This window comes from Streptomyces sp. NPDC001450, from assembly GCF_053597295.1.
Genome location: NZ_JBSFHY010000039.1, coordinates 19,604 through 38,491, shown reverse-complemented (window position 1 = coordinate 38,491; position 18,888 = coordinate 19,604). Strand labels below are relative to the sequence as shown.

Below are 18,888 nucleotides of genomic sequence, written 5' to 3'. Positions count from 1 at the left end.
TCAGGACCGGGCGGGCTGGGCCCGGCCGCCGTCGGAGAGCAACTCGTCGAACAGCGCGCGGTAGTGCACCATGGCGCCCCGCAGTTGCTCGGTCGTCGCCCGGCTGTGGGTGCTGAGGGACTCGACCTTGTGCGCGGCGCGGTAGTGCTCGAGGGTGCGCCCGTGCTCCACCGAGAGGTCCTTCATCTGCTGCTCGAACCCCTCGGTGGGGTAGCCGCGGTCGTGCATCAGGGAGGTCACCAGCCGGTCGGCGTCGTGCACCGCGTCTTGGGGCCGGTCAACGAACTCCGACTGGACGCTGCTCCACTCCCGCGTGTACCGGTCACGCGAGGCCGGGGAGAGCGGTTTGATGTCCAGCGCGTCGTGCCGCTTCTCGCGCTCCTTGAGTTCGCGCTCGGCGGTGCGCCGGCTGTCGGAGTCTTCGACGGTCCGTTCGTACTCCGGGCCGAAGCGTTCACGGAGGTGACGGCGTCGCATCATGAGTGAGACCGCTACAGCGGTCAGGGCGAGCACCACCACGATCGCAATGATGATCGCCAGAAGCGTTCCCGTGGACATGAGTTGCACGCTCCTCGTAGGAGTAGTGATCTACCCTTCCGGGTACCCGCTGGCCCGCTGTTCATCCCTTTTGCGGTGATCGGCTCTGTGGCGATCTCCACATGGCGCGCACGCTGAGTGACGGCCGGTCCTCGGAGCGGCCCAGGTCGTTGCCTGAAAATCATCGGTGTCGATCCCGGCGTGGCAGACGGTTCGGTGACGTGGTCGACGAGACCGGACGGCGTTCGTCAGGGCCCGCGCACGGCGAGTACGACGACGTCGTCCCCGGGGTGTGGGTCCGCCAGTCGTTTGCTGATCCGGCGTACCAGGTCGGGTAGTGGTCAGTCTCCATGGCGGGCCAGCAGGCCAGCGAGTCGTGCGATGACGGCGTCGATGTCGTGGCCGGGGCGCTCGATGAGCCCGTCGGTGTAGAGCAGCAGGGGCGAGCCCGGAGAGGGTGTGCGCCGGTGGTCGGTGCGGTGGAACGGTCCGAGGCTTTGGTGGGGGAGGATGTCGTGCTCTGCGAGGAGAACGACGTGGGCATCGGGGGGCGCAGGAGTAGCGGTGGGTGTCCAGCGTTGCACCAGGGCAGGTCCCAGCCAGGACCGTCGTGGACGGGGGCGAGGCGGGCATGGACCAGCGTGCCGCCGGCCTCGATGGGCAGGATGGAGCACGCCACTTCGAGGGCGGACACAGCTCTGGCGGGGCTGTACGGGGGATGGTCGAGGCTGGCGGTCGCGGAGGCCGGAGGTATGCACGCCCGGGGGTGAGGTCCGCCGTCTGCTGGGGCTCAGGGGTGACTGGAGCCGCGGACGGCTCGGCACAGATCTTTATCCCCCGTACGACATGCTCGGACAGCTGGGCCGGACGTTCCGCGAACTGATGAACTCCTCCCCTCGATTTGACACGCCCGGAGAGTCGGTTCGTGCTCCCGGACTCTCAGGTGTCGTCCTCCATTCGGATCACGGACTTGAGGTCTTCGTGCGCCTTCCCCGGCTTGCCTTCCTGCTCTTCGAGCAGGGCGGCGGCGAGGGCGTCAAGCTTGCGCTGGATTGCTCGCTCGGCCCGTAGTTCAGAGTTCTTCAGCAGTGCAACGACCAGCCCGAGGCAGAATAAGAAGAACGCCGGTGAGCTGGTCAATTTCGACAGGTACTCCGCAAGACGCTCGAACTTGCCCGCGCTTGTCTCCGCCGCGGTCGGCGGGATGCTGAAGAGACAAGTGCTCCCGCTTTCCCGATCACGTCCAACAGGCGTGACGTCCGTGCGGAGTTCGCCATGTAATGGTGGGCCGCACCCCTTCCGTCTCCGTCCCCAGGGACGGAGACCGCCGCCTGATCCGGGCGGAGATGCCCGCGCGCGAGTCGCACGCTGCCCTCACGGCCGCCGGGCCAAGCGTGGCGGTGGCCGCGCCGCCCACCTCACTCCGATGGGACAGACGTAGGAAAAGCTGTCCGGCAGATGACCGTCGTCGCGGCCTTGAAACTGCTTCGCGATCAGCTGCGTCGGCCGCAATGGCCACACGGATCACGGCGACGGTAGCCGGAGGCACGCGAGGTCGGCCGTGCGCTCGCGGTCAATGCCCGATCCGCTTGCGGACCTGGTCGGCGGCCCTTGCGGTCATCTCCAGCGCCTTGCCGCGCACCTGCTCTCTGCGGCCGGACCTCCGCATGGCATTGTTCCCCAGGGCCTTGCCGAGTGTCTCCTTCATCTTGCCCCTGACCTGCTTCACCTTGGGGTGTTCTCTGTGCATTGCAATCGCCGTCCTCTCGGTGGCACCGGGGAACGCGGCCCAACCAGGACCGACACGTCCTCATTCACCCTGCTGCCGCCCGCAGGCCGCCGCAACCGTGATCGGCGAGCACCAGTGGGCAGTGGCGAGGTGTGCCCCGAGCACCGGCTCCGGCTTCCCGATCCGCTGGTGAAGGGTCTTTGCATGTCCTCCCAGGTGATCACCCAGGTAGACGGCGTCGACGGCGCGCCCGTGGGGCAAGGCGGGAGCCACGGACGCCGAGGGGAGTGCGTCGTTGCCGGGCCGTGTGGGGATCCCACGGCGCCATCGACCGGGTCGAAGCCGGCACGGGGCGATGGACCCTGACCGGGAAACGCACAAGGGCATTTCTCAGGACCGGGGGTGTCCCCGGCTGCGCGGCTTCGGTGCTTCGCGGCTCACCGTCGCCAGTCCTCCGCAGCCGGGATGGATGACTCACTGTCCCGCAGCTCCCCACGGGCGCCGTCACACTCTCCTGCGGCGTGGGTGAGATGCGAGGGCATTCGAGTTCGCGCACCATGGCCGTGACATCACATGGCGGGTGAAGGCTTCCGCCGTGCCCGAGAGTTCCAGCCCTGTGCGAGCGCCGGTACGTACACAGGCAGGTGTTCCGAGTGCCGCACAGTGCGGCTGTGCCACCCCCATCCGTTGAGAGGCTCCCTCCATGGCCGTCCGTCATCAGCTGATCCGGCGTCCTCCGCACGCGGTATGGGCGGTGCTGGCCGACCCGACTCGTTACGGAGAGTGGGTGGTAGGGCCCACCAGGTCCATCCCGCTCGACCAGACCTGGCCCGCTGTCGGATCCAGGCTCCGCTACACCCTGCGGCTGGGTCCCTGGTCGGCCGACGGGGTGACGACGGTCCGTCACCAGGAATCCGGAAGCGAGCTGGAACTGGAAGCTTCGTTCAAGCCGCTGGGCACTGCGAGGATCTTCCTCCAGCTCCGGCCGTGGGGCGAGCAGGAAACCCTCGTCATCTGTGACGAGCACCCCCTGCGCGGTCTGGGAGGCACCCTCCACAGCGCCGCGAGTGAAGCGGTGTTCCAGCTACGGCACCGGGGGATGCTGACCCGCCTGGCCAGACTCGTGGAACAGGATCCCGTCGGACAGGATCACGCCGGGGCTCGCCATGCCTGACGCGGTGGTGATCGGTGCCGGGCCCAATGGGCTGGTGGCTGCCAACCTGCTGGCGGACGCCGGGTGGGACGTGGAAGTCCTGGAGGCTCAGCAGGAGCCCGGCGGCGCCGTGCGCAGTGACCGCGGTGTCCATCCCGACTACGTATCCGATCTCTTCAGCGCCTTCTACCCGCTGGCTGCCGTGTCGCCGGTCCTCGCCCGTCTCGATCTTGCGGCGGAGGGACTGCGATGGAGCCACGCCCCGCGCGTGCTGGCCCACCCGCTGAGGGACGGGAGGTGCGCCGTGCTGGAGCGTCGCGTGCAGGAGACCGCATCCGGGCTGGAGGAGTTCGCGTCGGGTGACGGTGATACCTGGCGGGACATGTACGAAGTGTGGAGCCGTATCGGGCGGGACCTGGTGCAGACCATGTTCACGCCGTTCCCGCCGGTCCGCTCCGGGCTCCGTCTGGCGGCGAAGCTCCGGGCCGCGGGCGGACTGCGGCTGGCCCGGAAGCTGGCCCTGCCGGTGCGCCGGCTGGGCGACGAGGAGTTCCGGGGCGAGGGCGGACGGCTTCTGCTGGCCGGGAACGCCCTGCATGCCGACCTGGCTCCCGAGGCGGTGGGCAGCGGCGGATTCGGCTGGCTGATGTCGATGGTCGGACAGAGCCACGGCTTCCCGGTCCCCGTCGGCGGGGCCGGTGCCCTGACCGCGGCGCTCGTGAGCCGCCTTCGGCGCCGTGGCGGTGTCCTGCGCTGTGGGGAGCGCGCCGTGTCCGTCGTCGTACGGGGTGGTAGGGCGGTGGGCGTCAGGACGGCCGGCGGCGAGACCGTCAGCGCGCGGCGCGCCGTGCTCGCGGACACGTCGGCGCCTGCGCTGTACCGGGAGCTTGTGGGCGAGGAACACCTTCCGTTCCGCCTCCTACGGGACCTGGAACGCTTCCAGTGGGATTTCGCGACCTTCAAGGTCGATTGGTCGCTGACCGGCCCGGTGCCGTGGACGGCCCCGCAAGCCGCCCGCGCGGGCACGGTCCACGTGGCCGACGGCATGGACAGCCTGACCCGGTTCGCCTCGCAGATCGCCATGGGACATGTCCCCGACGAGCCGTTCGCCCTGTTCGGACAGATGACCACGGCGGATCCCAGCCGCTCACCCGTCGGCACGGAATCGGCGTGGGCCTACACCCACGTCCCACAGCACATCACCTCCGACGCCGGCCCCGACTGCATCACCGGCCGCTGGGACGCCCGCGAACAGGAAGCGATGGCGGACCGCATCGAGGCCCAGGTGGAGCGGTTCGCGCCCGGCTTCCGTACCCGGATCCTCGCCCGCCGGATCCTGGCCCCCACCACCCTCCAGGCCATGAACGAGAACCTCCACAACGGCGCCATCAACAACGGCACCGCCGCCCTGCACCAACAGGCCGTCTTCCGCCCCGTCCCCGGCACAGGCCGACCCGAGACCCCCCTCAAGGGCCTCTACCTCGCCTCAGCGGCCGCCCACCCCGGCGGAGGAGTCCACGGCGCTCCCGGAGCGAACGCGGCCCGAGCCGCCCTGCGGACCCACGGACTGCACACCCTCCTCCACCGCGCCCAACGGATCTGAACCGACTGGCGCAAGGTGCTCGACTGAAGCTTTCCCTTGATCGTGGACACCTGGAGACTGGGACGTGAGGTTCCAGAGGACGTAGCACCAGGTGGGAAGCAAGTACACGAAGCGGTATACGGCTGAGTTCAAACGGGACGCGATCGAGCTCGTCCGCTCCACAGGCCGGACGGTCACCGAAGTCGCCCGGGAACTCCTGGCTCTGGTGCGCCTGGAGTGCCCCGTCCGAAACGTGGGCGGGCCCCGCCGCTCCTGGGCGGGAGTGACGGGGCCCGAGGCGCATTGCGCGGTCAGTGCAGGGTGCTGACCTCGGTCGCCGACAGCGTCCGCGGGTAGACGTGGACGTCTGCCACGGAGCCGGGGAACGCCAGGTACGGGATCGTGGCGGAGGCGCTGTTGACGCAGCCGCCGATGGTCAGGGGGAGGGAGGAGTCGTACTGGGGGCTGAGGTTGGTGGCCGTGCCCATCAGGGTGCCGTTCTGATAGAGGGTCATGGTGCCGGTGCTGGAGTCCCCGGCGACCGGTGCCCGGTAGGTGGCGACCAGGTGGGTCCAGGTGCCGACCGGACCGCTGTTGTTGTCTCCCTCCGCCGTGGGGAAGTCGGCGTTGCTGTCGTTGGTGGTCGTGGTCTGGAACATCCATGCGCCACTGGGTTTGTCGTAGGAGAGGTAGAAGGCTTGGTGCTGGGTGGTGCCCTGGCAGACGGCGGTGGTGCCGAGGGCTGAGTTGATCTTCACCCAGGCGGAGACGGTGTAGTCGCCGAGGGTGTTCACCGCGCTCTGCTTGCTCTTGAGGAAGCCGGTGCTGCCGTCGAAGGCGACACTGCCGGACAGCCCGCTCGGCGCGTCGGTGCCGAAGGAGAAGGTGCCGGACGGGGTCACCGGGTTGAGGGAGGCGATGTCGGTGCCGTCCCCGGAGAGCTTCCACTCATCCTCGGGCATGCCCTTGTCCCAGCCGGTCGGCACGATCACGCTGCCGGCGTCGGCCTCGCTCGCCGACATGGCGTACGGGTAGACCTGCACGTCCGAGACGGAACCGGGGAACGCGTTGTACGGCGTGGTCGTGTCGGGGCTGTTGACGCAGCCGCCGATGGTCAGGGGCATGGACGAGTCGTACTGCGGGGTGAGGTTGGTGGCGGTCCCCATCAGGGTGCCGTTCTGGTAGATCGACATCGTGCCGGTGTTGGAGTCGCCGTCCACGGGAGCGGTGTAGGTGACCAGGAGGTGGGTCCAGGTGCCCAGGGCCCCGGTGCCGGTGTCTCCTTCCGCGGTGGGGAAGTCGGCGCTGTCGTCGTTGGTGGTCGTGGTCTGGAACATCCAGCCCTTGTTGCTGCTGTCGTATCCGATGTAGAACGCCTGGTGCTGACTGGTCCCCTCACAGATCGCGGTGGCGGGACCGGTCGACGAGTCGAGCTTCACCCATGCGGAGACGGTGTAGTCGGCGAGGGTGTTGACGGCGGTGTGGTCGCTCTCCAGGAACCCGGTGCTGCCGTCGAAGGACGTGGCACCGGCAGGGGCGTTGAGCGCGTCCGGCCCGCCCGCGTTGAAGGTCGCCGCCCCGACCGCGGTGAACGGGTTGTCCCCGCGCTGGTCGGTGCCGTCGGCGGACAGCTCCCACTCGTCGTCGGGGGTGTCGCTGCCGGTGGCCAGCGGGACGATCAGGTTCGGCGCGATGCTGACGACCTGCGTGTTGGTGTCGTTCAGGTACCGGCCGGCGAGGTCGGCGTAGTACGCGTTGGAGGGATTGCCGCTGGACAGGTCGGCCGCCTTCACGGTCGACGAGGTGGCCGTGCCGTCCGTGGAGACGGCTGAGGCGAAGTCGATGACCTGGGTGGGGAAGGTGTCGAGCAGGTACTGGTTCACCTGCTCGCGTGCGGTCTCCTGCGTCGCCGTGCCCGGGTGGGCGGCGGTGAACGGCGGGATCGTGGTCAGGTAGACGGTGATGTTGGAGTTCTGCGTGACAGGCTGCCCGTTGACGTAGGTCTGCCCGTCGTCGGTGTAGTACGAGCTGAGCTGGCTGTTGAGCGAGGCCAGCCCGTTTTCGACCTTCGTCGCGCAGGTGTTGGCGTCACTGGTGCAGTTGAGCAGGTCGGTGGCGCCGGTGGAGACCAGAACGGTGCGCACGTTGCCCTGGGCCAGCACGTTGCGGTCCAGCGGGTTGAGCGCGTTGGTCGGGGTGTCGCTGTTGGTGATCTGCGGCAGCAGGTTGTTGCTCAGGCTGTTGCTGTTGGTGCCGGCGTTGAGTACGCCGTAGTCCACCGAGTCGTCCCCGTTGGGGTCGTCGACCATGGCGCTGGTGATGGCGTCGCTGAGGTGGTGCTGGCCGTCGCCGCTCGCGGTGTCCCCGTTCACGCTCTGGTCGCCGTACAGGACCAGCGAGCCGGTGGGGGCGGAGGTGGGCGTGGTGACGTCGATACCGGCCAGGTACGGCAGACCGGTGTACGTCGTCTGCGTGAACTTGGTGGCCGTGGTGTCACCGGTGCGGTTGGCCGCGTCGCTCACCCACACGGGTGTCTGAGCCGCAGCATGACCGGGCATGGCGGACACTGAGCCGTGTACCTGCAGGCTGACCAGCACGGTGGCCTGCTGCGTGACAGCCAGGGACACCGGGTCGCTGGTGATGTCGCCGCCGGCGGGGATGGCGACGGATGCGGAGCCGCCGAAGGTCAGCGCCGTCGGTGCCGCGGTGGTCGTGGCGCCGCCCGCGATGGTGTCCTGCAGGGCGACGGAGGCCGCGTCGAAGGTCACAGGGCTGGTGCCCATGGCGTTGGACAGGTGGATGCGCACGCCGTTGCCGTCATCGGTGCCGATGCTGACGTGCGCCGGTATGCGCAGGGTCTGCCCGTTCACGGTGGCGCTGCTGCCGCCGGACTGCTGCACCTTGGCGGTGTCCTGGGCGGAGGACCAGGTGCCGACCCAGTGCTGGGCGCTGGATCCGCTGCCGGTGACGGTCAGCGGCCGAACGCCCAGCCCGAGGATGTGCAGGGTGGGCTGGCCGGACTGGACGCCGTTGGTGAACAGCGGCAGGGAGATGCTGCTGATGACCGAGCCGGGGCATTGCAGCGGGACGCTGATGGCGTAGATCTTCGGTCCGGGGCTGGGGCTGGTCTGGGTGTTGTTGCTGTGGTTCTGGTGGACGAGGGTCAGCGTGGCCGCGGAGGCGGGGCCGCTGAGCCAGTCCGGCACGGTGTCCAGCGTGTACGACTGGTCCGCGGGGTTGCCGTCCGGGTCCAGGCAGTTGTTCTTGGCGTAGGTGATGGTGCCGGTGGCGCCCTTCGCCGCGCCGCCGGTGGCGAAGCCGAGGAAGACCACGGCGTCACCGGTGTTCACGACCCCGCTGCCCGGCACGGTGACGGTCTGGCCGGAGGCCAGCATGTTGTCGTAGGTGCCGGTGCCGAACTTCGGCAGCGTGATGCCGGCGCCGTTGACGGTCACCGCCTTTCCGCTCTGCCAGCCCGCCGTGCTGGTGAGGTCGGCGGAGTTGATGCTGTTGCCTGAGCCGTCGGCGTCGGCCGGGCTGGTCGCGGTGGTGAAGGTGCTGGTGGCGGTGTTGTTCAGGCAGCTGCCGGTGCTGTTGATCGCGCAGGTAAGTGCCGGCGCGAGGCGCAGGACGTCGATGCCGGCCTGGTAGCCGGTGGAAGCGGTGTTCTTGCCGGTCAGGGTGAGGGTCAGGGTGTGCACGCCCTGCTTGAGGGTGAGCAGCTGGCCGTTCGCGTCCTTGGGCATGCCGAGGTTCACGAACCGGGTGGTGACGTAGGAGTTGTAGGCGTCGAAGTTGCTGAGCAGCGTGGACTCGGTGGGCTTGCCGGCGTCCAGGACCAGCTTGTAGATGCCGTAGTCCTTGGCCTTGGTCAGGTTGACCCCGAAGCTCCAGGGGCCGTCCTTGGGGATGTCGAAGCCGAGCGTCGCGTTGTCACCGGAGACAACCTTTGACGTGCTGCTCTTGTTGGCGAGCATGGCCTGGTAGCCGTCGGCGAACTCGTAACCGCTTCCGGCTGCCTGGCTGATCAGCTGACCGCCCTTGGTGGTGGTGGTCGCCTTGGGCACAGCGGTGGTCGTATTGTCCGCGTTGGTCGCCGTCCAACCGCTGATCATCTTGTCGCCATAGGCGTACGTCGGTGTGCTGGTGCCGGCGTAGAAGGCGTAGGCCGTCTGTGAGATGGACGTCGAGCCGGCCTGGTCCACGGCCTTGGCGTACAGGGTGTGTGGTCCCGCCTTGCCGGGGGCGAAGGCGGGGGAGGCGCTGCCGTTGACGGCCGAGGTGCCGGTGCCGGGGCCGTTGTCCGAGGTGGCGTAGTACACATGGCCCGGCACGATCGTCGTGCTCGTGGTCCAGTGGGTGACGCTGGTGCTGTAGACCGTGTTGCCGAGCGTGGCGTCCAGCGCGAACAGGTAGCCGGTGATGTTGTTGGTGTGGTTGTTGCTGAGAGTGAAGGTGCCCTTGTCGCCGAAGGCGGCGCCGATCTGCTTGGCCGGGAACTGACTGGAGGTCACCGTGGGCGCGGGCGGCGCGCTGGTGTCCACCGTGAAGGTCTGGGTCTTGGTCCAGATGCCGGAGCCGGTGCCGGCCCAGTAACCGGCCGCGTTCTGCGCGGTGGCCTTCCAGGTGTACGTGCCGTTCGGCAGGCTCGGGGTCGTCCAGTCACTGCCGTTGGTGTTGTACCGGGCGCGCTTCTTCGAGTCGGTGCTCGGTCCGAAGCCCTGATGCACCAGGGTGCCCGAGGAGTTGTAGACGTTGTATTCGATGCGCACCAGCTCGCTGCCGCCGGCCAGGTCGGGGTCGACCGCGCGTGCGGACAGCGTCGGGGTGTGGGTGGTGGTCATCGTCTTGCCCATGCTCACCGTGGACGGCTTGATGGCAGGAGTGCCGGTACCGTTCTTGAGCTTGGGCCGGTAGCTGTAGGTGACCGACATGGTTGCGCCGCCGCCGTAGGCGAGCTGCTTCCACTGCTGGGCGTCGTTCATGTCGGGCGACTGGACCATCAGCGTCATGCTCTTCCAGCCGCCGGCCGCCGCGCTCTGCGTGCGGGAGGTCACGTCGAACTCGAGCGACGGCGGGCTGACCCAGGAGTGGGCACCGTCGGTCACTGGGCAGGTGCCGGCCTCGTGGCTCTTGGGGTTGGTGCCCAGTGAGCCGGTGCGTCCCCCGGGCTCATGGCCCCAGTACAGCGAGGAGGAACCCCAGCCGGCGGGGCGGTCGGTGCCGTAGACGGCCGCCGGGGTGTCGGAGCAGGAGGCGGCGGAGAGCTGCTTCACGTACAGCGAGGCGTGACTGACCACGGCACCTTTGATGCCGCTGGTGTTCATCTGGTAGTAGGTGCGGGCCCGTTCACCGTTGCCGGGGGAGTTGTTGTCCCACCCCTCGCGGGCATTGGTGGATCCCGAGGTGGACGTCGAGTTGTAGACGTTCCATCCGTTGTCGGAGATCCGCGCCCAGTCCAGCTGGGAGGGCCGGCCGCTCCACTCCGGATCCACGTAGACCGGGTAGGCGGTGCTCTCGGCGGAAAGCAACTTCTGGTCCAGGCCCAGCAGTTGCTTCCCCGGCTTGAGGCTCACCCGGACCTGGGCGCGGTGCCTGCCGACCTTCGCCGCCGCCTTGTGCTCTGCCCGGGCGGAGGAGACGGTCGCGGTGTGGGCGAGGCTCGTGCCCTTCCGGCCGGCGCTGTCCCACATCAGCGCGGTGTCACTGTGGAACACCGTCTCGCCGGTGTGCTCGTCCGTGGCCTGCGCGCCACCGTCACGCGTGGGAACGAGCTTGAGATTGCTCGCCGTCGTCCTGAGCGCGAGGTTTCGCAGGCGTGGATCGGCAGCGGCCTTGGGGGACTTGACCACGAGGATCGAGGAGTAGCCAGAGGCGTCCGCGGTCAACTGGAGGTCCACCTGGGGCAGCACCTCGGGGTAGGTAGCAGTGTCACCGGAGATCACAGGCTTGGGCAGTGCACTCGGCCAGGAGAACCCCAGCTTGTCGCTGCCGCTGCGCAGCGTGACCAGCGCACCGGAGCCGCCGCCGGAGAAGGCCACGTCCGTGACGGCGGCCTTGGGCGCCCAGGTCCCGTCCGCCCGCCGCACCAGTGCGGTGTCGATCGGCACCCACTTCCCACGCTGCAGTGTGCGCTGCGGCATCGAGGAGTCGGTGCGGGTGAACGTGCCGTCCGGGTTGGCCACCACCACCGTTCCCGTGTCGGTGAGTTGGTCGATGGTCACCGGCTTGCCGGTCGCCTTCGCCCGGGCGGACGCCGCCTCTGTGGGGTTGAGACGCGTTTCAGCGGACCGAGGACCGCTGCCGCGTGCGGTGTGAGGGCGTGAGGAAGCTGGAGCGGTGGGTGTCGCATGTGCTGGTGCCATGGCGGCCAGCGACCCGGCTGCCAGGGTCGCGGCGAGGACGGTGGCGAGCGGCCTCGCCGTGGGGCGTCTGGAACCGCGTCTGGGTGTGCGAGAGGCGGACATCGAAGTTGGTGTCCTTCGAACTCATGCGGTTCCCCCCGTGGGCCCCGAGCGGTGTGCAATTCTCAGGGCCGCCAAGGTCGAGGTCCATTGCTAACTGTTCGTCAAGTGCCTCGGCACAGTCACTTTTTGACGGATAGACATCGACTTGCGTGTCGGCTCAAGTGATTCTTTTGCTCCTCCCGTGGAGAAGCTTTGCGTATTGCGTCGAAGTCAGGCCCTAGCGTGAAGCTTCGCGGGGGGCCTGATCGACTTGCCACCCCTTTGACATGCACCCGCTCGACCGGCGGGCTGCTTGTGGGTGCTGGGATCGAGGAGGGGAACGCACCGCATGGAGCGGACATCGGGGTGGAGACGCGTTCGGGCGGCCTGGGCCGCCCGGCGGGCTCATCGCATGGCATTCGTAGCGACAGGCGCCTTGGTGGCGGGCTTGCTGCCCGCCGGCCTCGCCCCTGCTGTCGCTTCGGAGACTCGGCACGTGTCTGCTCCAGCCGTTCCGCACGACAAGCGGATTCCCTTCACCCGCAAGACGCCCAAGCACGTTCCCGCGCGCAAGGCGTTCAAGCACTTCGATCCCACCGCGCACACGAAGCTCCCCGCGCCGGGCAGCGCGACGGTCACCCTGCCCGTCGTGGCAGCCTCCACGCGGCTGACCGCCAAGGTGACTCAGGTGCGGGCCGGTAACACGCCCGTCCTGCTCGGCGCCGCCGCGGGTGCACAGCCCCCGGCGACCGCTGTCACAGGATCTCAGCGGGTGCGGGTGACTGTGCTGGACCAGAAGGCCGCGCGGGCGGCCGGTATTCACGGTGTGCTCTTCACCCTCCAGCGCACCAGTCCGGGTGGCGGAAAGGTCGCCCTGCGGGTCGACGACTCCTCCTTCCGCTACGCCTTCGGCGGTGACTTCGCCTCGCGACTGCACCTGGTCCGGCTGCCGGCCTGCGCGCTGACCACACCGAAGCTGGCCAAGTGCCAGGCTCAGACCGCAGTGCGCACCGCCCCCAGCACGCCGCTGTCCGCGCAGGTCACCATTCCGGGCCCGAGCGCGGCGGTGTCGCGTGCCGTCGGCTCTGCTCACTCGGCGACGGCGTCGCCCGGGGTGGCGACTGTCATGGCGGCAACCTCGGGTACGTCGGGTCCGTCCGGTGACTACTCGGCGACCAGTCTGTCGCCGGGCGGCTCCTGGTCGATGGCCGGCAACACGGGCGCGTTCACCTACAGCTATCCGATCTCGGTGCCACCGGCGATCGGTGGAGCGGTACCGAACGTCGATCTCTCCTACAGCTCCTCCACCCAGGACGCGCGCACCGAGGGGACCAACAACCAGTCCTCGTGGCTGGGCGACGGCTGGAACTCGACGGAGAACTACGTCGAGCGCACGTACAAGTCCTGCCGGGACGACTCGTCGTCCGGCGCACCGGACAATGATGGCGACCAATGCTGGGCGGGTCAGATCCTCACCCTGTCGCTGAACGGCAAGTCCACCGACATCGTCTACGACGATGCCACCAAGACCTTCCGCCCTTCTGACGACAACGCCACCACCAAGATCGAGGACCTTACCGACGCCACGAACGGAACGGCGAACGGGGAGTACTTCAAGGTCACCAGTGACGGTGTGCAGTACTTCTTCGGCCGCAACCGGCTGCCGGGCTGGTCCAGCGGCAAGGACGAGACGAAGTCCGTGTGGACCGAACCGGTCTACCACGCCCACAGTGGCGTGTCCGACTGCCCGGACAGCACGGACTTCGCCTCCACCTCCTGCACGCTGGGCTACCGGTTCAACCTGGACTACGCAGTCGACACCCATGGCAACGCCACCGCCTGGTACTACTCGCCGGAAACGGGCTACTACGGCGCAGACATGAAGAACACCGCGGTGTCCTACACCCGCGGCGGCACCCTGTCCCGCATCGACTACGGCATGACCGCCTCGACGATCTACTCGGGCACCGCGCCGGAGCAGATCCTCTTCGACACCGACGAGCGCTGCATCCCGGGCACTCCGTCGGGCAACACATGTGCGGACAGCCAGTTCACCCCCGCCAACGCCGCGTACTGGCCCGACGTTCCGGTGGACCTGAACTGCACCTCGGGCTCGTCGAGCTGCACCAACCACGGCCCGAGCTTCTGGACACGCAAGCGCCTGACGTCGATCACCACCCAGATCCAGGTGGGCGGTGCGACCAAGCAGGTCGACAAGTACAGCTTCACCCAGTCCTTCCCCGACGGCGGCGACCACGCCCCCACCTTGTGGCTGGACTCCATTCAGCGCACCGGCCTGGACACCCAGGGCGGAGCCACGGGCAGTACCTCCACACCGGCCGTGAGCTTCGACCCGCCGCTGCAACTGCCCAACCGGGTCGGCACCATTCCGCAGATGCCGCTGATGTACCACGACCGGATCCAGACGGTCACCAGCGAGACGGGCGCCGAGACGACGGTCACCTACGACCGGCCGGACTGCTCCAGCGCACCGGCGAGCGATCCGAACGATCCCACCGACGCGGCCGCCAAGACCTTCGCCTCCACCAACACCCTGTCCTGCTTCCCGGTGTACTGGACACCCGACGGCCAGCCTGCGCCGTGGATGGACTGGTTCTACAAGTACAAGGTCTCCTCGGTCGTCACGATCGATCCGCACAACTCCTACCAGGACGGCACCCAGCCCGAGTTGGAGACGGACTACACCTACAAGGGCAAGCCGGGCTGGCACCACGATGACAACGAGCTCGTCAAAGCCAAGAACCGTACCTGGGGTCAGTTCCGCGGCTACCCGGAGGTGGACGTCACCACCGGCGACCCGAACGTCTTCCACTACACCAATGGCGCCAAGGTCCACGACCAGAAGACTCTGACGAAGACCTATTACTTCCTGGGCATGAACGGCGACACCCTGCCCGGCGGCAAGACCCGTTCCGTACCCGACCTGACCAGCCAGGACGGCGCCACCTCGGTCGCGGACGACGACACCCTGGCCGGTCAGACGTTCGAGACCGACACCTACACCAGTGCCACGGGCAGCCTGGACAAGGCCGTCGTCAACGTGCCCACGGTCATCGGCCCCACGGCCAGCCGCAACCGCAGCGGTCTGCCCGACCTGACGGCACAGATGGTCCGCCCCGCCAAGACACTGACCCGACAGGGTGTGTCCTACGGCTGGCGCAAGACCGAGACCGACACCTTCTACAACACGACCCTGGGCAAGTCGACGACCGGCATGCCGGTGCAGGTCGACGACCGAGGCGAAACCGCCGACAGCCACAACGTCGCCAAGTGCACCTACACCCACTACCTCACCGGCAGCGGAAACACCCTGGTCGTCCCCGCCGAGGTCATCACAACCGCACAGGACTGTTCCAGTGCCGGAGCCACTCCCAGCGGGACACTGATCGCCGACACCCGCAGCTCCTACGACACCAACGCCTTCGCCTACGACGGTGACGGCCAGCAGAACCCGGCTCTGCCCAAGACCGGCGACGTCACCCTGGTCCAGCAGGCATCAGCCGCCAACGGCGCCACCGCGACCGCGTTCGTGGACCAGGCCGCCACCAGCTACGACTCCTACGGCCGCGCCACCAAGGCGACCCGCACCCCCAAATCCACCTCCCCGGACGGCAAGAGCCTCGCCCAAACGGTCTTCACCCACTACACCCCGTCCAGCGGCGAACTCCCCACCAGCAGCACGACCATCACCCAGGTCACGCCCGGCGTGGACTGCTCCACGGCCACCACGTCATCCAAGGACTGCCAGCTCACCAGCAGCACCGTAGACCCGGCCCGCACCCTGCCCACCGCCAAGACGGACGCGGCCGGCCTGCTCACCTCGCTCACGTACGACGCGCTCGGCCGCATGACCGGGGTGTGGCTGCCCAATGAGATCAAGGCCAACGGCGCGCCGGCGAACATGACCTACACCTACAGCATGTCCCAGTCGGCCCCGTCGATCGTCGCGTCCAACACGCTTCTCGACAACGGCAGTTACCGGACCAGCGAGACACTGTTCGACGCGATGCTGCGGCCACTGCAGGTACAGGCGACGGCGGAGAACTCAAGCACCGCGGTCTCGGACACCCAGTACGACTCGCACGGCTGGACGGTGGCCACCAACAACGCCTACGCCGTGGGCGGCAGCCCCGGCAACAGCCTGATATCGGTCTCCCAGGTCTCCATCCCCGACACCACCGTCACCGACTACGACGGGCAGGGACGGGCCGACCTGGTCACCGAGGAACACGACGGGGTCAAGACCTGGACCACGACCACCGCCTACTCCGGAGACCGGACCACCGTCCTGCCTCCCAAGGGCGGGGTGGCGTCCGCCAAGGTCGTCGACGCACGTGGCCAGACCACCGAACTGGACCAGTACACCGCCCCGCCCACCGTGTCCGGCACTGCGGCCAACGGCTTCACCGCCACCGGCGGCACCACCTCGGCCACCACCTACGGCTACACGGCCGCGGGCCAGCAGCACCAGGTCACGGGTCCCGACAAGACGGTGTGGACGTCCGACTACGACCTGCTCGGCCGCGAGAAGTCCCAGACCGACCCGGACGCGGGCGCAAGCAGCTACGGCTACGACGACGCCGGCAACCAGGTCTCCACCACCGACGCCAAGAAGGTCGAACTCGACTACACCTACGACCTCCTGGGACGCAAGCTCACTGCCACCGACAAGGCCAAGTCCAACTTCCAGTTCGCCTCCTGGACCTACGACACCCTGCGCATCGGCCTGCCGACCTCCTCCACCCGCTACGTACAGGGCACCACCGGCGGCTACACGGTCGCCGCCACCGGCTATACCACCCTCGGCAAGCCGACAGGAACAAAGATCACCCTGCCGGCATCCGAGGCGCCACTGCCCTCGACATACACGACGACCTACACCTACACGGTCAAGGACCAGCTGCTCGCCACCCAGAGCGACCCGCGCACCCAGGGGCTGAACAACGAGGTCATCACCTACGGGCACGACTCGCTGGGCAACCCGACCACCACCAGCAGCAGTGCCAACATCTATGTCGGGGCAACCGTCTACACCAACTACGGTGAACCGTCGAGGCTGACGTTCGGCGCCTCCACCAACCCGGCCTGGGCTACCTACAGCTACGACGACCAGACCCGCCGCCCCACCGACCGCCTCGTGGAGCGGACCCAGGCCCCCGGCCCCACGGTCGACGACACCAAGTACACCTACGACGCCTCCGGCAACCCCACCTCCACCACCGACCAGCAGTCGGAGACCGGCAACACCGTCACCGACCAGCAGTGCTACAGCTACGACACCCTCGACCGGCTCACCGACGCCTGGACCGCCAAAGACAACTGCGCCGCCAACCCGCCCACCGGCAGCACCCTCACCACCACCCCCGGCTCCTACTGGCAGTCCTTCAGCTACGACGCCATCGGCAACCGCCACCAGAGCGTCGACCACGCCATCGGCGGCTCCGGCACCACCGCCACCACCACCTACACCGACGGCTGCACCACCAACTGCACCCCCACCGGCGCCCAGCCTCACACCCTCACCGCCACCACCGGAGGAACCAACCCCACCAGCTTCGTCTACGACGAAGACGGCAACCTGCACACCCGCACCCCCACCACCGGCCCCAGCCAAACCCTGACGTGGGACGACGAAAGCCACCTGACCCAGGTGGACGCGGGCGGCACCATCCCCACAACCACCAAATACCTGTACGACGCCGACGGCAACCAGCTCATCCGACGCGACCCCGGCAAGACCACCCTCTTCGCCGGCGACACCGAAATCGTCGTCAACACCGCCGTCACCCCCAACGCCCTACTCGGCGCCGTCCGCACCTACACCCACGGTGGCGCCGGAACCCCCGTAGCAGTCCGCTCCAGCCTCTCCGGCGGCGGACTGAAGTACCTGTTCAACGACCCGCACGGCACCGCGACCCTGTCGATGGACACCACCACTCAGCAGGTCGCCCGTCAGCAGTACACCCCCTACGGACAGCCACGCGCCAGCGCCAACAGCACCACCTGGCCCGACCCCACCCACGCCTACCTCGGCGCACCCCAGGACAGCTCCACCGGCTACACCGACGTCGGCGCCCGCAAATACGACCCGAGCCTGGGCCGCTTCATCAGCGTCGACCCCGTTCTGGAAGCCACCAGCCCCCAGCAACTCGGCGGCTACACCTACGCCGCTGACAATCCCGTCACCTCCGCCGACCCCAGCGGCCTCGAATCGTGCTACCCGCACTACTGCTCCGGAGACAACGGAACCGACGCGCCCTACAAGCCGTACAACGATCCTGCGTCGCCCCACTACGAGCCACCGCAGAGCAGGACACTGCCGCCGCTGAAGCACATGAAGGACTTCGGCGACCACCCGCCCACGATCACACAGATGATCGGCTACGGAACCTACCGAGCGGACCTCTCGCCGGCGCGGAACGTCGAGCTGTACTACCGGGAGCGGTGCACCAGTGAAGAGCTGCTCTGGACCTCTTCCTGCCAGGGATTCCAGAAGTTCTACAACTACTGGGCCGACATCAAGGACATACCGAGCAACCCCTGCACGCTTGTGAGCCTGTGCGAATCCCTCGGCGATCTGGCGGTCGGCATCTCCGCCGCGGCAGCTCTCGAAGAAGAAGCCATGCTGGAGGGCGTTTCCTTCTGCAGCTTCGACCCCCAGACGCCGGTCTTGATGGCGGACCGGAAGACCAAACCCATCGCCAAGATCAAACCGGGTGACCGCGTGGAGAGCGGCGACCCGAAAAGCGGTAAGCACCGCGGGCCCCGCAAGGTCACCGCTCGCCTGGTCCACCACGACAACGACCTCGTCGATATCACCATCCGCGGCACCGACGGTCACGACGTGACCCTGCACACCACCTCGCGTCACCCCTTCTGGGATGACACCGTCCACACCTGGATGCCCGCAGGCAAACTCAAGTCCGGTCACGTCCTCAACACCGCGACCAACCACCACGTTCGCATCGACGCCGTCATCGCCCGCCCTGGCGCCGCGGACATGTACAACCTCACCGTCCAGCAACTCCACACGTACTATGTGCTGGCGGGCGAGACTCCGGTGCTCGTTCATAACTGCAATCTGCCGCGCCCGTACATAAACCCGAAGGGGAATTGGACCAACGACCTCTATACGGTCCGACAGAAAGCTATGGAACCGCATATGAACGGGAAGACAGATACGGGTAAGAGTCAGTTCCTGTTCAATGTTGAAGCGGAGAAGGTTACGCTTGACGCTGCTGCATATGCGGACGCTCATGGCCTGTGGCAGGGAAACAAGGCTCGCGTCTACATCGAGAACGGCCCCGTTGGCGTCGTCGGCAGGAGTGGTGAGCTGACCAACTGGATCAGGGTTACCCGAGAGGGAAGAATGATTCATGCTTGGCCGGTCGGCCCGCCGAGCGGGGGATAGACAGGTGAA

General features: G+C 67.9%; 9 protein-coding genes. 4 read left to right on the top strand and 5 right to left on the bottom strand.

What is annotated here, in order from left to right; all coding sequences use genetic code 11:
- From ACWC5O_RS34100 to ACWC5O_RS34085, 4 genes are all read right to left on the bottom strand, one after another.
- Entirely contained in the window at positions 1–558 is a 558-nt protein-coding gene (locus ACWC5O_RS34100; RefSeq protein ID WP_450582836.1) for a hypothetical protein, read from the bottom strand.
- A gap of 320 nt (positions 559–878) precedes the next feature.
- The gene (locus ACWC5O_RS34095; protein ID WP_450582838.1) at positions 879–1,121 is read right to left on the bottom strand and encodes a hypothetical protein; all 243 of its coding nucleotides are present in this window, start codon (positions 1,119–1,121) and stop codon (positions 879–881) included.
- A gap of 355 nt (positions 1,122–1,476) precedes the next feature.
- On the bottom strand, positions 1,477–1,677 hold the full coding sequence (locus ACWC5O_RS34090) for a hypothetical protein (protein WP_450582840.1): 201 nt from the start codon (positions 1,675–1,677) through the stop codon (positions 1,477–1,479).
- A gap of 433 nt (positions 1,678–2,110) precedes the next feature.
- Positions 2,111–2,287: a CsbD family protein gene (locus ACWC5O_RS34085; protein WP_450582842.1), complete on the bottom strand. Its 177-nt coding sequence runs from the start codon at positions 2,285–2,287 to the stop codon at positions 2,111–2,113.
- 682 nt (positions 2,288–2,969) lie between these two features.
- Here ACWC5O_RS34085 and ACWC5O_RS34080 point away from each other — a divergent pair.
- The 3 genes from ACWC5O_RS34080 (at position 2,970) to ACWC5O_RS34070 (ending at position 5,329) form a co-directional block, all read left to right on the top strand.
- Positions 2,970–3,440: an SRPBCC family protein gene (locus tag ACWC5O_RS34080; RefSeq protein WP_450582844.1), complete on the top strand. Its 471-nt coding sequence runs from the start codon at positions 2,970–2,972 to the stop codon at positions 3,438–3,440.
- Positions 3,433–5,022: a phytoene desaturase family protein gene (locus tag ACWC5O_RS34075; RefSeq protein WP_450582846.1), complete on the top strand. Its 1,590-nt coding sequence runs from the start codon at positions 3,433–3,435 to the stop codon at positions 5,020–5,022. Before ACWC5O_RS34080 ends, ACWC5O_RS34075 begins: the two co-directional genes overlap by 8 nt.
- Positions 5,023–5,113: 91 nt before the next feature.
- The gene (locus ACWC5O_RS34070) at positions 5,114–5,329 is read left to right on the top strand and encodes a transposase (RefSeq protein ID WP_450582847.1); all 216 of its coding nucleotides are present in this window, start codon (positions 5,114–5,116) and stop codon (positions 5,327–5,329) included.
- On the opposite strand, the gene ACWC5O_RS34065 is transcribed toward ACWC5O_RS34070, so the two are convergent.
- Positions 5,313–11,225, bottom strand: coding sequence for a LamG-like jellyroll fold domain-containing protein (locus tag ACWC5O_RS34065; protein ID WP_450582849.1), 5,913 nt, complete (start codon positions 11,223–11,225; stop codon positions 5,313–5,315). The two genes, ACWC5O_RS34070 and ACWC5O_RS34065, sit on opposite strands and share 17 nt — an antisense overlap.
- Before the next feature lie 718 nt (positions 11,226–11,943).
- Here ACWC5O_RS34065 and ACWC5O_RS34060 point away from each other — a divergent pair.
- Positions 11,944–18,879, top strand: a complete 6,936-nt coding sequence (locus tag ACWC5O_RS34060; RefSeq protein WP_450582851.1) for a polymorphic toxin-type HINT domain-containing protein — start codon at positions 11,944–11,946, stop codon at positions 18,877–18,879.
- The last annotated feature ends 9 nt before the right edge of the window (positions 18,880–18,888 follow it).